The organism is Thermovirga lienii (genome assembly GCF_036847465.1).
In the GTDB taxonomy this organism is placed as follows: Bacteria; Synergistota; Synergistia; order Synergistales; family Thermovirgaceae; genus Thermovirga; species Thermovirga lienii.
The window spans coordinates 1-14,216 of sequence record NZ_DAITZW010000009.1 but is presented as its reverse complement, the minus strand read 5'-3'; the positions used below and the strand labels follow the sequence as shown (position 1 = coordinate 14,216).

The 14,216-nt window shown below is 44.8% G+C and carries 16 protein-coding genes and 1 pseudogene; 10 read left to right on the top strand and 7 right to left on the bottom strand.

Annotated features, from left to right (window positions below; genetic code table 11):
• Positions 1-5: 5 nt before the first annotated feature.
• On the top strand, positions 6-953 hold the full coding sequence (locus tag V7Z69_RS04395; RefSeq protein ID WP_014163388.1) for a SufB/SufD family protein: 948 nt from the start codon (positions 6-8) through the stop codon (positions 951-953).
• Positions 954-955: 2 nt separating this feature from the next.
• On the opposite strand, the gene V7Z69_RS04390 is transcribed toward V7Z69_RS04395, so the two are convergent.
• Positions 956-1,693 carry a tRNA 2-thiocytidine(32) synthetase TtcA gene (locus tag V7Z69_RS04390; RefSeq protein ID WP_014163387.1) on the bottom strand — a complete coding sequence of 246 codons (738 nt, stop codon included), beginning with the start codon at positions 1,691-1,693 and terminating at the stop codon, positions 956-958.
• Positions 1,694-1,834: 141 nt separating this feature from the next.
• Between V7Z69_RS04390 and V7Z69_RS04385 the strand changes: the two genes are divergently transcribed.
• The 8 genes from V7Z69_RS04385 to V7Z69_RS04350 are packed head-to-tail and all read left to right on the top strand — an operon-like array spanning position 1,835 to position 7,613.
• Positions 1,835-2,509, top strand: coding sequence for a response regulator transcription factor (locus V7Z69_RS04385; RefSeq protein WP_334138758.1), 675 nt, complete (start codon positions 1,835-1,837; stop codon positions 2,507-2,509).
• Positions 2,510-2,521: 12 nt separating this feature from the next.
• Positions 2,522-3,115 (top strand): D-sedoheptulose-7-phosphate isomerase, encoded by a 594-nt coding sequence (locus tag V7Z69_RS04380; protein ID WP_014163385.1) that lies wholly within the window; start codon positions 2,522-2,524, stop codon positions 3,113-3,115.
• On the top strand, positions 3,105-3,845 hold the full coding sequence (locus V7Z69_RS04375) for a sugar phosphate nucleotidyltransferase (protein ID WP_014163384.1): 741 nt from the start codon (positions 3,105-3,107) through the stop codon (positions 3,843-3,845). Before V7Z69_RS04380 ends, V7Z69_RS04375 begins: the two co-directional genes overlap by 11 nt.
• Positions 3,846-3,878: 33 nt before the next feature.
• Positions 3,879-4,844 carry a GDP-mannose 4,6-dehydratase gene (locus tag V7Z69_RS04370; protein WP_014163383.1) on the top strand — a complete coding sequence of 322 codons (966 nt, stop codon included), beginning with the start codon at positions 3,879-3,881 and terminating at the stop codon, positions 4,842-4,844.
• Positions 4,845-4,880: 36 nt separating this feature from the next.
• The gene (locus tag V7Z69_RS04365; protein ID WP_014163382.1) at positions 4,881-5,459 is read left to right on the top strand and encodes a D-glycero-alpha-D-manno-heptose-1,7-bisphosphate 7-phosphatase; all 579 of its coding nucleotides are present in this window, start codon (positions 4,881-4,883) and stop codon (positions 5,457-5,459) included.
• 16 nt (positions 5,460-5,475) lie between these two features.
• The gene (locus V7Z69_RS04360; RefSeq protein ID WP_244406368.1) at positions 5,476-6,522 is read left to right on the top strand and encodes a lysylphosphatidylglycerol synthase transmembrane domain-containing protein; all 1,047 of its coding nucleotides are present in this window, start codon (positions 5,476-5,478) and stop codon (positions 6,520-6,522) included.
• Positions 6,523-7,110 carry a methyltransferase family protein gene (locus V7Z69_RS04355; RefSeq protein WP_014163380.1) on the top strand — a complete coding sequence of 196 codons (588 nt, stop codon included), beginning with the start codon at positions 6,523-6,525 and terminating at the stop codon, positions 7,108-7,110.
• On the top strand, positions 7,104-7,613 hold the full coding sequence (locus V7Z69_RS04350) for a methylated-DNA--[protein]-cysteine S-methyltransferase (RefSeq protein ID WP_014163379.1): 510 nt from the start codon (positions 7,104-7,106) through the stop codon (positions 7,611-7,613). The genes V7Z69_RS04355 and V7Z69_RS04350 overlap by 7 nt, the downstream gene beginning before the upstream one ends.
• Before the next feature lie 26 nt (positions 7,614-7,639).
• Here V7Z69_RS04350 and V7Z69_RS04345 read toward each other — a convergent pair whose 3' ends face one another.
• From V7Z69_RS04345 to V7Z69_RS04335, 3 genes are all read right to left on the bottom strand, one after another.
• A complete protein-coding gene (locus tag V7Z69_RS04345; RefSeq protein WP_334138756.1) occupies positions 7,640-8,884 on the bottom strand; it encodes an NAD(P)-dependent malic enzyme in 1,245 nt (414 codons plus the stop codon).
• Positions 8,885-8,926: 42 nt separating this feature from the next.
• On the bottom strand, positions 8,927-9,670 hold the full coding sequence (locus V7Z69_RS04340) for an MBL fold metallo-hydrolase (protein WP_052299885.1): 744 nt from the start codon (positions 9,668-9,670) through the stop codon (positions 8,927-8,929).
• A gap of 95 nt (positions 9,671-9,765) precedes the next feature.
• Positions 9,766-10,320 (bottom strand): hydrolase, encoded by a 555-nt coding sequence (locus V7Z69_RS04335; protein ID WP_014163376.1) that lies wholly within the window; start codon positions 10,318-10,320, stop codon positions 9,766-9,768.
• Between the two features lie 153 nt (positions 10,321-10,473).
• Here V7Z69_RS04335 and V7Z69_RS04330 point away from each other — a divergent pair, with 153 nt between their 5' ends.
• Positions 10,474-11,139, top strand: a complete 666-nt coding sequence (locus V7Z69_RS04330) for a hypothetical protein (protein ID WP_334138753.1) — start codon at positions 10,474-10,476, stop codon at positions 11,137-11,139.
• Between the two features lie 57 nt (positions 11,140-11,196).
• Here the strand turns inward: V7Z69_RS04330 and thiS are convergent, their stop codons facing one another.
• The 3 genes and pseudogenes from thiS to V7Z69_RS04315 form a co-directional block, all read right to left on the bottom strand.
• Positions 11,197-11,394, bottom strand: coding sequence for a sulfur carrier protein ThiS (gene thiS, locus V7Z69_RS04325; protein WP_014163374.1), 198 nt, complete (start codon positions 11,392-11,394; stop codon positions 11,197-11,199).
• Positions 11,395-11,403: 9 nt separating this feature from the next.
• Positions 11,404-13,572 carry an aldehyde ferredoxin oxidoreductase family protein gene (locus V7Z69_RS04320; protein ID WP_334138751.1) on the bottom strand — a complete coding sequence of 723 codons (2,169 nt, stop codon included), beginning with the start codon at positions 13,570-13,572 and terminating at the stop codon, positions 11,404-11,406.
• 252 nt (positions 13,573-13,824) lie between these two features.
• A pseudogene (locus tag V7Z69_RS04315) lies at positions 13,825-14,216 on the bottom strand (ISNCY family transposase); the annotation flags it as partial.

The window sequence follows — 14,216 nt, the reverse complement described above, 5'->3', positions numbered from 1 at the left end:
GCGAATTGAAGATAACAGAAGAATATGCACAACTTCTGGAAATAGCTTCCAGAACGGGTGGTTTGGCAAGTTCTCTGGGAGATAAAGATGCTATCTACGTGGTAGTACATGCCAACAAAATAATCGACAAAAATGTGCTTCCAGGAGTCGAAATTGAAGCAGAGGAGACGGACGAAGGTATAGATGCAAAGATAACAGTAAAAAAAGGAGTTGTTATAGAAAAACCTGTGCATCTTTGTTTTGGCCATTTAGGGCATGAAGGGAAGCAAGTGATACAAAGCAGGGTGACTGTGGAGGAAGGAGCCAAGGCAGAATTTTTGGCTCATTGTATTTTCCCTAATGCCGTAGAATTTTTGCATGCTATGGAAGGCGAGATTTACCTGAAAGAAAGGGCCAGTTTTGCGTACAAGGAAGTTCATGTACACGGTCCAGAGGGCAAGATACAAGTCAAGCCCAGGAGCAAGGTTATGGTAGGCGAAGGGGCCACGTACGTTGGTGATTTTACCTTGGTTGAGGGAAGAGTTGGCGATTTGGATATAGAAATTGAAGTGGACGCAGTTGGTGCCCACAGTCACGTTGACATAAACTCCAAGATATACGGCAAGTTCGACGATGTGTGTAAGATAAGGGACATAATAAAGCTAAAAGGAGAAGGAAGCTCTGCTCTGGTAAAGGCAAGAGTGGTACTCAAGGACGATAGCAGGGGAAACTTCTTGGGGTTGGTAGATGGGGCTGCTCCGGGTGCAAGAGGACATGTAGACTGTACCGAGGTTGTGCAGGGGAACGCAATGGCAGAGGCTTCACCTGTAGTGAGAGCATCTCACCCAGAGGCTGAGGTTACTCATGAGGCTGCTATAGGCAGGATTGCTGATGAGAAAATAGAAGGCCTTATGGCCAAAGGGCTTACGGAGGAGGAGGCCATAGAGATAATAGTTTCAGGTCTATTGCGATAATGCTATTTTTCAAGAGGTTCTTCTATTTTCCATACGTCCGTTCCTCTAACATGGGTAAGGGCGTGAAGAACTTGGGATTTCAAGGCAGGGAATTTAGGCTCAAGCGTAGCTATAAGGTGTTTCATTTTTGCCCTCTGGGTTTCATCCTCATGAGGGCATTTCCATTTCATAACAGGAAAATCAAGGCGCTTCGCTTCAGATCTGATTGCCTCTTCAGATAGGTAAACCAAGGGTCTTATTACCCATATTTTCTTTCTGCTCCTCCACGAAAGAGGGGGGAAACATTTGAACCTTCCTGCCAAGAACAAATTAAGCAATGCTGTTTCCACTACGTCATCTAGGTGGTGACCTAAAGCTACCTTGTTGTAGCCGTTTTTTGTTGCAAAGTCTATCAGTATGCCGTTTCGCAATTTCGAACACAGACTACATGGAGAGCGTTCATTTCTTTCCTCTATGATGTCTATTATTGGATAGGAGATGCTTTCGTGCTTTATGCCGAGATCAGCGCAAAATTTTTTTATGGGATTCAGATCCATGTGCCCTTCTGCGATGTTTATGGTGAATGCTGCAAGATCAAATTTCACCGGGCTTATCTTTCTTATCTCCGATAGAGCGACTAGTAAAAGAGTGCTATCTTTTCCTCCCGAGAGCCCTACCAGTATCTTGTCTCCATTTTCTATCAGGTTGTAATCGGATATTGCCTTTGTCACTTTCTTCCTTATGCCTTGATTCAGGTTCACTTTATGTTTCTCTCCTTCTTTAATCTAATTTAAGCCGATCCTTGATGTTATAATCACATCTGAGAATGTTTGGCGGGCTGAGAATGCCCGTAAATAATAGCACACCTTATTGTTGTTATTAAATTGGGGGCCTGATTGAAATTGGCTGATCATGCGACGGTAGTGGTTGTGGATCCTTGCAGGTTGTATAGGGAAGCGCTCGTTAAACTCCTGAGCCATGAAAAAGACCTCGGAAAGGTAGAGGGAGTTTCGAATATTTGGGAGGCCCTTACCGTTGTGAAGACAAACAACATAAGACTTGTTATTTGTAGAGGGAAAGATCTGGGTTTTGAGCCCGAGAAATCCTTGGCTGGATGCAAGAACGTTGCTAGCGGTGTCAATTATATAGTCTTGCTGGAGGATGACGAGATAGAAAAAGCTTACACGTTGTGTGATAGTGGTTTTTGCTCTTGTGTCATGCTCTCTTCCGGGGCCTCAGAATTAATTCGGTGTGTGAGGGCTCTTTTGCGGGGAGAGACTTATATGGATAGGCATCTTGATGGCGAAATCCCGGATGTGATAAAGATGTCAAGATACCAGAAAAGATGCCTGGACGAGCTATCCAAAAGGGAGAAGGAGATAGTTTATTGGTTGAGTCAAGGTTACTCAAATGGGCAGATAGCCAAGGCAATGGTGTTGTCGGAGAAGACAGTGAGGAACCATATAAGCAGAATTTTGAAGAAACTGGACTTGAAGGACCGAGTGCAGGTAGCCGTGTTAGGCTGGAAAACAGGCTTGGCGGAGAAGCCACTGAAGGACATATGTTGTGATGAGTGAGGATGTGGGAAAATGAGGGACGTTTTCTTTGACATGGCTAGGAATAGGGTAATAAGCGAGATAGAAGAAGCAATCGAGGTCAAGGAAAGTTTCAAGGCTTTTTGCGATGATGTGGCTTTAGCAGCATACATTATAGCTGAAGCGATAAACAAAGGGAAATGCGTTTATTTCTGCGGAAATGGTGGTTCTGCAGCAGATGCTCAGCACATGGCAGCTGAGCTTGTGGGGCGTTACAAGAAAAATAGGCGGGCCTTCAAGGCGATCGCCCTCACAGTTGATACAAGTGTGCTAACTGCAGTGGCAAATGACATGTCTTATGATGAAGTTTTTTCCAGACAGCTTGAAGGGCTAGGGGAAGAAGGAGATGTCTTGGTGGCCATTTCCACTAGCGGGAAGAGTAAGAACGTCTTGGCTGCACTGAAGACGGCTACGACCAAGAATATGCAGGCTATAGGATTAGTTGGAACCCATAGGAGTTCGTTCGAACCGTATTGTGATGTTGTTTTATCAGTTCCTTCTACAAACACGCCTAGGATACAAGAGACCCATATAATGTTAGGTCATATAATATGCGGCTTGGTTGAGGAGTGGTTGTGTGGTGATTGATTATGCAGTAATTCTGGCAGGTGGGTTTGGGACCCGTCTCAAGGCCGTAGTGGACCATGTGCCGAAGGCTTTGGCTCCAGTCGGGGGGAAACCATTCTTATTTTGGCTTTTATCGTTACTTTCAGCTAGGGGAATTAAAAGGACCATGTTGCTTTTAGGGTATGAGGCCGAGCAAATTATGGAGTATTGCAGAGACGGCGAGGAGTGGGGAATATCAATAAGCTTTAGTGTGGAAGACGAGCCGATGGATAAAGGAGGAGCATTAAGATTGGCCTTGGACGGGATAGATGCGGATAGGTTCTTCTTTATGAACGGAGACACTTTTTTCGATGTGGATTTTGACGGTATGGCGCGATTCCACTTAGATAAAGCTTCGGACCTTACAATAGCTACGAGGAAGTGGGCGAACATAAGCAGAACTGACCCCCTGGAGATAGCAGATGATCATCGAGTTATAAGCTTTGGAAGGAAGGACTTGCCTCCAGATAGCAATGGGGAATGGTCTATAAACGGGGGAGTGTATGTGGTGGAAAGGTCCCTAGTGGAACATGTGCCATGCAGGAAGATTTCTTGGGAATATGAGCTGATTCCTCAGTTTATAGACATGGGAAAGGCCCTGTATGCATTTCCACAAGAAGGCAGATATTTCATAGATATTGGAGTGCCGGAGGATTTTTATAAGGCGCAAGGCGATATACCTTTGATTTGTGAAAAGATTATAGGTCAGTAATGTAGATACCAAAGAGAAGGAGAAGTAAGAATTATGGGTAAACGAGTTTTTATCACTGGGATTGGTGGTTTTATCGGAGGGCATTTAGCTCAAAGACTAGCTGAGGCAGGTTTTGTGGTGGGAGGTTCATATTTTAGGCCTACAAACACCATGGAAGTTCCTTCTAGGTACGCGGAAAGACTTTACAACATTGATGTCAGGTATAGACCCCACATTGAAGAGGCTTTGGCAGATTTCAAGCCGGATGTTATTTATCATTTGGCTGCTCAAAGCTATCCCATGGAGTCTTATAAATTTCCCAGCTACACTGTGGAAACCAACGTTCTCGGAACCTTAAACCTGTTTGAAAGCGTCATAAGGACAGGCCTTTCATCTTGTCGCATAATGCTTGCTTCTTCTACGGCCGCTTATGGTTTCATAAAGGTCGAGGAGACTCCGGTGGGGGAGGATCAACCTTTTCGCCCCGCCCATGTTTACGGAATGTCGAAAGCAGGGCAGGATTTACTGGGAGACACGTATTTCAGGGCTTACGGTCTTGATATAATAAGGCTCAGAATCGGAAACTGTGTAGGTCCCAGGAGGACTGGAGAGGTCGTCTCAGATTTCACCTATAGAAGGGCACTGTGGGATTTAGGAAAACTGCAGGGGGGATTCCCAGTTGGCAACCTTCACACCAAAAGAGCGTTCCTGGATGTCAGAGATGCAGTAGAAGCCTTTTTGAGCTTACAGGAGAAGGGAAAATCAGGAGAGGCTTATAACGTAGCCGGTGAAAAGGCCTTTTCAATAAAGGAATTATTAGATTTGGTATTGGAAGACTGTCCTCAAAAGCCCGAAGTTGTAACGGACCCATCACTGGTTAGAGAAGTTGATGAGCCCATATATTGGAGCGATTTAACCAAACTCAAGGAAGCAACTGGATGGTTCCAGAAAATCCCTTTGCGTAAGACCGTAAAAGATATGGTAGATTGGTGGAAAACTATTTTGTCCAACAAAGAGTAGTATAGTATATGACTGCCCCTTGAAGGAACGGGTCCAATGAAGCAGCCAGCAGTTTTTTTGGATAGGGATGGAACGATAATAAAGGAAGTTGATTATTTGGATTCCTTGGAGAAAGTAGAGCTCCTCCCAGGAGTGCCTGAGGCACTATCGGCTTTACGTGCTGGAGGGTTCAAGCTGTTTGTCGTAACTAACCAGAGTGGTGTGGCAAGAGGCTATTTCACTGAGACTTTTGTGCAAAAGACCCATGAATTTATATCGCACATATTAGGAAAGCAGGGGTGCGAGATAGATGGATTTTACTTTTGCCCTCACCACCCCACAGAGGGAAAGGAAAGCTACAGGCAGAAATGTAATTGCAGGAAGCCGGAACCGGGCATGGTATTGAGGGCAGCTTCTGAACACGACTTGGATCTGCGCCGTTCCTGGATAATAGGAGATAAAAAGTCGGATATAATGACTGCTAAAAGCGTTGGAATAAAAGCCGTGTTAGTTTTAACTGGTTACGGCCGAGAGACTGAGGCAGAGCTAGTGAAGGCCGGAATAAAGGTTCCTGTGTGCGAAGATATACAGGCGGCGGCTAAAGTTATTTTGAAAGAAAGTCAACTTATTGCTTGAGGTGATCTCATTGACGGTGAGGAAGGGCCTGGCATTGTTTTTGGGCCTGTCGTTTTTGGTAAGTTCTATAGTACTATTATCTAGCATAGATTTGAATACCATAGATGTGCTTGCCAAAGCAAATGTGAAGATGCTAGGTTACGTTTTCCTATTATTGATCCTTTCTTGGTGTCTGGATGCATATAAGCTACACTCTGTGGTTGCTGCGGCAGGAGAGCATATTTCATATAAATTTGCATTTTTGCTCAATTGGCTGAGGTATTTTGGCTGTGCAATTACGCCCATGCAGAGTGGCGGAGGACCTTTCCAAGTCTATTTCCTCTATAAGAGTGGTATCCCCATAGGGAAAGGAATAGCTATTACTTTAGTAGGGACATTGATGACGCTGCTTCAAATAGGCATCGTGGTTCCTATGGCTTTGCTATATGTGCCTGAGCTTATGAAGGGCAAGCTCCTCCTGAAGGGAGCGTTATATTACGTTGCCATATTTGTGATGGCTATGTGGGTGATAGTAGTTCTCAGTTTGCTTCGTCCCAATTTGATAAAGAAGTTGTCTGGGGCGATTATTTTATTCTTGAACAGATGGGGGTTAGTAAGGAAGAAAAGAGTGCTTAAGTTTGTCAGGAGAGCTTACAGAGAAATAGATAATTACAATAGAAACTTCCAGCTGTTTTTTACGTCAGGCCTTGCAAAGTTTTTGTTAGCCTTCTTGGTATCCTGGCTCCAAATGATAGCTCTATTCTCCATACTACCATGTATTATATGGGCGTTAGGTTTTAATGTGTCTTATATAGAAGCTTTTTTTGCCCAGGCGCTGCTTATGTTTCTTTTGTATTTCGTTCCAACGCCAGGAGCAAGCGGGGTCGCAGAGGGTGGAGGAACTGCTATATTTGCTTTTCTGGTTCCCTGGAACATGGCGGGTGTTGTAGCTATAACTTGGAGGTTGTTCACAGAATATTTGTCTATTGCCATGGGGGCCGTGACCGCGGTTTTATTGCTTGGGTGGGGCGGGGCTGAGAAAGTGTTAAGTGGCTATACTAGCAACGACGAGGAGGAGAGCTGATTGAGATTTGAAACTAATAGAGAGCACATCAGGGCGTTGGCCTTCAAGTATAGAGGAGGAGTATGGACCCTCCTATTTTTTGTGGTTTATTTCTTGGCGGAGCCCAGTAGAGGTTCTATTTATTTAGGATTACCTTTAGTTGTTTTGGGGCAGTTAATTCGACTGTGGGCGGCCGGGACCATAAAAAAGTACAGAGGGGAATCTGTTAAGGCAGAGCAGCTGATAACATGGGGGCCTTATGGCCTAGTTAGAAACCCTCTATATATAGGCAATGGTTTGATTGGTCTTGGATGGGCTCTAATATCTGGAAGCTTATTGGCACTAGTTGTTTTTTTGGTGGTTTTCGTGTTGCTTTACGGGATGTTGATAGTTCCTTGGGAAGAAAAATATTTAGGGAACAAGTTCCCTGAAGAATATAATAATTACAAGAAACAGACGGGCAGGTTTTTCCCTAAAGGAATGATTGCTCTTGATAGGCTTAGAGGTCCTTTCGATTTGAGAATTTTGTGGATAAGCGAGAGGTATTCCTTGGCAATTACAGTATTGGGCACTTTCATTCTAATTTTCAAAGGTGGCGTTTTATGGTGAAGCTAAAGGTCATACCCGAGAATACTCAATTAGCGAAGTGTTGTCTTTCTTCGTCTTTAGGTACTTGGTGGGTGGTGTGGAGTGATGAGGGAATAGTTAGAACCACAACCACGAATGACGAGCGCTTCAGAAGCATCCAAGAGTCCAATCCCCCAGATTGGCTTAAATGTGCCTGGCGTGATTTTTGGAACGGCCATAAAGTTGATGTTGTTTTTTGCGCTTACAAGAAACCTCAGCCTTTCACTATGAAGGTATATGAGACTGTATATTCCATTCCCTTTGGTAGTACCTTAACTTACAAAGAAGTTGCTTATCTTGCTGGAAACGTTAGAGCTTCGAGGGCCGTAGGTACTATAATGAGAAGCAATCCATGGGCTCTTTTTGTGCCATGTCATCGAGTTGTAGGTTCTGACGGAAGTATGAGAGGCTATGGAGGTCCCGAGGGAATAGAATTAAAAAAGGCCCTCTTAGCTTTTGAGCGTACGCTACGCTTGGATAATTAGATAGTTAAGAGGACCCTTGTGTATCGTCAGTGCCGGGATAACTTGTTCCCGTAGAGGCTTTCCCATAGGTTATGGTATATTTGTCCCTCTGGCAATGTAAGTGATGCAAAACCTTCCCTTATTGCAGCTTGTCCAACGGCTTCAGCGACACATGGGCTGACCTCGTCGCAGAAGACATCCGGGGTTATTTTTTGTGGGGACAACCGTCTTCTGTCTACTACGTTGGCAAGAGCCCTTGCGGCCTCAAGTAACATGGTCGTTGATAAGCAAGTTGCTCTCACATCTAGAAGTCCCCTCATTATGCCTGGTGATGTGTGAAGGTTTGGCATGGCGTTGGGATATTCGGGTAACCCTGTGCCCACTATTGAAGCACCAGCTGCATAAGCTTCTTCGGGGTGTATTTCTGGTTCAGGTAAAGCCATTGCGAAGATTATTGGGTCCTTACCCATTTTGCGTATATGTTGAGGCTTTAGGATGTTTCCCTTTGAGAGCCCTATAAATAGGTGAGCCCCCTCAATGGCTTCAGCTAGTCCGCCTTTGATACCCTCGGGATTTGTCTTGAGGGCTAGTTCCTGCTGGATGTTGTTCATGTGGGGGTTGGATTCAGAAAGTATGCCGGAGCTGTTTAAAACTATTACATTTTTAGCTCCTGCCGCCAGTAACAGTTCGGTTACAGAGATACCTGCTGCTCCTGCACCACATACTACGATCTTTAGGTCCTCAATTTTTCTTCCTTGGACCTCAAGTGCATTCCAGAGAGCAGCTAGTATTACCACGGCCGTCCCGTGTTGATCATCGCACAAAACCGGTATATCAACTTTGTTTTGTAGTTCCCTTACTATCATGAACGTTCTAGGGGAGGATATGTCTTCTATGTTTATGCCTCCAAACGATGGAGAAAGTGTAGCTGCTATATGCACTATTTCTTCCACATCATGGCAGTCCAGGCATATAGGAATTGCGTTGACGTCGCCAAAGAGTTTAAAAATAAGGCATTTGCCTTCTATCACGGGCATTGCAGCATATGGGCCCACCCTTCCTAATCCCAAGACCGCGCTGCCATCAGTGATCACGGCTATTCTGTTTCCCCTACCTGTATATTCATAACTTTTCCCAATGTCATCTTTTATTGCTAAAGCTGCAGGCACACTGCCGGGGATGTAGGCCAGGGACAGATCTTCCTCGTTGTTTATGTTGATAGTCGGGTATATATCAAATTTGCCCTTCGTTCTCCTGTGGAGTTCTAATGCCTTTATTTTGTCCAGGACCATTGGTTGAAACCTCCTTAATCTAAATTCACGTACCCTTCAGAGTTATATGTTATCAGAAAATTTACCCAAGTTTACAATTAATCCATCTTCTGCAGGTACGATGCGATGTCCATTAATGGACAGTCTTTCAGCTATTTTACATGGTCCCTCTTTAAGCACGCCTCTGCCGAAATGGGTGATGATCGTTAGCGCTGGGTTCAGTTCTTCTATTATTACTTTAACATCCTCGGGTGACAAATGGTCCAGGTTCGCTCTTTTGTGAGACAAGGTCATATTGATTACAAGGACAGAGCACCCCGAGAATCTTTTTATCCAGTGACTTTCCAGCTTGGTGTCGCTTATTAATCCCCATAGAGGCTCATTCCCCTCTCTGAAGATCATTCCGTAACATTCAACTCCGTGGTGTATGAGAGAAACACCTTCTACTTTCAATTTTCCATCTGGAGAAAGGCTGTATTCCTCGCCGTCCCTCCATGAATAAATTTTAGATATTTTGGGTTTCAAGTAACTATAAAGAATTTTTTCTTCGCCATTTAATGCATCGGATGGCGCTATTAGGATGCCCCTTTTAGTGAATCCCCCTCCAGTCATGGCTTCAACCAGAACGTTTAAATCGGAGGAGTGATCCAGGTGTTTATGGCTTAGTAATATACCGTCCAGACTAGCGGGGTCCAACGGGGGAGTGTTTTGGTGCATTCTCACCAGGGAGCCCGGGCCAGGATCTATCGAAAAGGCCATTTTCCCCCACTGAAACCACAGGCCCCCTGATGCCCTCAATTGGCTCATTACGGTGAAACGGCTTCCACCTGTGCCGAGAAAACGAATAAAGGATTGAGGTGACCTATTTGGCAAAGTTTTTTGTTCGTTCATTATTGTTTAGTTTATTTGAAATAAGGTAGAAGGCTCTTGAATGTTTGAGTTCCAGCGCGTCGGAGCAACCTGTAGATTATAGATTCCGTCGGAAGCACCACTGCGCCGAATTGCCTCATGGTTTCCAATGCCATGTTGTGGTTCTCTATGTTCCTACTTGAGCACGCATCCGCTGCCACGAAAACTTGATACTCTTGATTTATCAGATCGGACACCGTTTGTAGGACACAGATATGAGTTTCTATTCCTGCCACGATTATTTGATCTCTTCCGGCAAACTGCAAGAAAGTGTGGAAATCTTTTTCTTCACAGCAGGAGAAATGGATCTTTTCGAAGCTTCGGCTATTCTGTGGCATTCCATCAAGGAGCTCTTTTACAGTAGCCCCCAGGCCGGAGGGGTAGTGTTCAGTGTATTTGACGGGGATTTCCATTAATTCACAGGCTTTGAGAAGGATTTTTACATTTCTCAAGAATTTTCTCTCGTTTTCCACCATGGGCACTAGTTTTTCCTGAGCGTCGATGAGTAGAAATTGACTTTTTTGGGCACTGAGGTCAAAGAGTTTCATATGTGTCATCACCCCTTTTAAAAATTTTGGTTTGGTAAAAATTCATGATTTGTGTATATTATACCGTCAGGAATGTTTTTGAAGAAACATGTTTTATCTTACCCGTTTTTATGATATGCTCTTTTGACTTGGAAGGGGGATGGAGGTGGTACCATGAGCTCCCGTGATGAAAAAGAAAAAAAAGACAATTTCAAAAAGAAACTTAACGATGAAGAAGAAACTGTAACTGTTGGAGATATTTTGGAGGCAATGTCGGAACCTAAGTATCCTTCATATATAAAGGACCTTTTATATGTAATTCAGGAATGGATGTACTCTGCGTTGAGTGGTGACATAGATTATCAGGCGGAGGACTTCTTTCAGGGGTATGCGGAAAGAAATATAGGCGATCCAGAGATTCTATTTGCCAGCTTGGAGTGGCTTGAAAAATTTGCGGATATACTTCCTGCACCTCACATGCCCAAAGGGAAAAGCGATGCTGTTGTCCTTTGCGTAGGAACCATTGATTTGGAAGAGGGCATGCGAATGGCTGTAGACTATGCATCTTTATTCGGAAGAGGTAAATGCAAGAAGGTGTGGGTTGTCAGTGAGAGCTGGTCCATTCCAGACACAGCGAGGTATATTCATCATATAAGGGTTCTTAGGAGCCAGGGGGTAGATTTCCGTTTTTTGTTGGTAACCCCTTGGGGATGGACGGAGATACCTCTATTTGATGATTCTTTCTCCTACGGCAGATTGTACTGGGAAAACGCAATGGGGCCTGAGGATGCCAGCCGAATGTCAAGCCAGAGAAACAAAAAGAAAGATAGCAATACCTAAGAATAGAAAATTGCCGAACAAAAAAGAAGGGGAGGAAACCTCCCCTTCTTTTTTTGTTTAACCACCACTTATCATGTGGATAATTTGCACTTTAGCCCCGTCTGGTACCTTGGTAGAGCTGAAGTCTTCCCGGGGAACAGGAGAGTCATTGATCCAAACGGCCAAGAGAGGAAAAGTGTACTTTTTTCGCTCTATTATGTCCTGTACCGTTAGACCTTCTTCCCATTCCATGGTTTCTCCGTTCACCGTGATCATGATGGAGACTTACCACCTATCCTCTGGTTTTGCATGTTTTTCGACTACTGCCACTACCTCAGGATAATCAATGCCGAGCCTCTTGAGGGTCTCCACCGTTGGAATGCCGTTTCTGTCCCAGCCGCGGCGTTTGTATACGGCATCCACTAGCTCTTCCCACTGTTTTCTCCGGATTTCATTCAGTTTCTTGATTTTTTCTTCAGTAGGCATGCCTTCGGGGTTTACGCCTGCCTGTTTTAGTTCGTTGTCATAGTATTCAGCTCTTGCTTCCCATTCGTCGGGGAAGACTGGCCCAAGGGCCCTGTCCGGGATATTGTGGTGCTTGCGGGTGCCTTTGCCTAGTCTTAGCTGGAATACTCTCTGGAAGTTGTAAACCCTCTCTGACTGTAGTATTAGCTCCTCTTTTGTGATGTTTTTACCGGTTACGGCATTGAAAATGTCAACGTAATTCTGTACGTGCTCTGGTACTTTAGCTGCCTCCTGTGGAGGATACTTTGTGGCATTGTCCGCAGGTTCGATATCGTTCCATGGTAGTTTACAGAGACCCACCAGTGAGAACCAGGTTCGGAAGTTGGGGAAGTAGTGCAGAGCCTCGGCCTTATCCTCGAACGTTGGGAGCTGCTTATTCACGCGATCCATGAATATGAGCCATGCCTCATCGTGCTGGGGGCCTTTCAGCGTGAGGAAGTATCCTCCCCACTGGGCGATGGATTCTTTGGGCACGTACTCTGACACTTCTATGCCTTGTCCTTCCATGCCTATTTTCTCGAGTATATCTCTTGGAGCGCCGAACTTCTCTGCGAAAATGTCTTTCATTCTGCGAACGCCCATACCGACTATCTTCGCGAACTCATCTTTCCCTTCGGCCATTCTATGGATGAGTTCCATTATGTCATCTTTGTTTCCAAACTTAAGCTCAAGTCCGTTGGTATGTTCTTTTGTGATGTAACCAAGTTCGTAGCATTCGCAAACGAACGCAATGCCGGTTCCTAGAGAGATGGTGTCCAGACCGTAATGGTCTGCATAGAAGTTGGCCTCAATTGTAAATTCTGGATCAAATACACCGACATTAGAACCTAACCCTGCGACTGTTTCGTACTCAGGACCATCCACAGTGACTACTTGACCTTTGCACGGTCCGGTCTTTATGGTGTAGTGGTCTACGGCCTTTGCGCAGGCCAATGTGCAGCCATACCAGCAGCCATCAGGAATTCCTTGGGTAAAGAGTTTTTCATAGACTTTCGAATGGATCTTATCAGCTTCGGGGTGCTGGCCAAACTTATAGTTATGCGTTGGCAACAGATGGTATTCGTTCATTATTTCGTTGAGGTGAGGAGTTCCGACAGTACGCATGCGGCACTGTTTCGCGTCCAAGGTAAATATTTCCTTATGTAGCTTAAGTCCCACTTTTGTCAAGGTGTCTACGTCTACGGGGTCGTTGGCTGTACCAGATAGGTTATGGGATTTTACTACCAATGCAGCTATTTTCTTGTCTCTGAATACGGTTCCACCGCCGCCTCTACCTGCCTGTTTGAGTCTAGCTATCTTTCTGTGGCTGTCCCAAAAACTGCTGTTCAAGCATCCCCAGTATGTGTGCTCAGCGCCCTTACCAGCGGTAATTACGGAGACATGTTTTCTATCGTTGATGTCGTTGGGGTCACTGAAATATTCATGAAGAGTTTCGGTGATTGAGTAAGCATTTATGTCCTCAAAGGGTGATTCGAAAATTTTCACCTTTCCTTCGTCGCCGTCTATCACTACAACCACGTCTTTGTCAGACTTGCCCTGAATTTCCAGGGCGTCCCATCCGGCAAACTTGAGCAGTGGTCCAAAGTGCCCGCCGGCGTTGCTGTCGTAGGTTTGCTCGGTAAGAGGAGAAATAAAAACGGCGTAAAACTTACCTGATCCAGGATACTGAGTTATGCCGCAAAGGGGACCCCCCGATATGACTATCTCGTTCTCTGGGTCGTTCCACTTAGTGGTATCTTTTACTGCGTCCCAGAGGAGCTTAAGTCCGAAACCCCTTCCTCCCACAAATTTCTCTTTCATATCCTCGGTTACGTCTTTGGCCTCGAACGTCCTTTCTCCTACGTTGATCTTCAGGGTCTTGCCTGTGTAGCCCCTATGGGCCTTTGCCGGTTCGTACGACCATTCGGCCAACAGCTTCATGTTCTCCATTTTCTACATTCCCCCCTTGAATTTAATGGCCACTTTTGTGAACTTTCGGCCAAATTTTGTTTACTGACACATGCTTGAAGTGCTGTCAACGGACAGTGAAAATGTCACCCTAAAATGTCTTTAACGGGACAGTGAAAATGTCACCTTTAGATATTGTTTAAGTGTATAGATATTAGCCCTGTCCTATGTGGTTTTTCGTGTTTTTTGCAGTTTAGGACAGGGCTGGTTTTTCTGGGTTTGTGGTAGTCATTGCTATGGGGCATATGTTTCCCTCAATTCATCATTCATGGGATAGCTTTTCTTGTTTTTATAATATCTAATGGTGTTATTTATGCTCCTGCGCCATGGGTGGTCCGTGGGTGGTTTGTATTTTCCTCTTGGTTTTGCCTTGTTTTCTATATCTTCTCCCTGGATGGCTTTTTTGTCAGTATCATTTGAGATGGCCTTCAGTTTGAAGTAATCGCCACTGTACAAAGCTCCAAGGGATCCATCGAGATGTCTTGTGACACAGACAGTACTTTTGGGCTTCAATGGTACCACTCGACCTCTACAATCCAACAATTGATATGTATTGCCCTCATAAGATATGGTGGAGCCATTGGAAGCTTTTCTATAGCTCTTTATACATATGATTTTATGCAAAG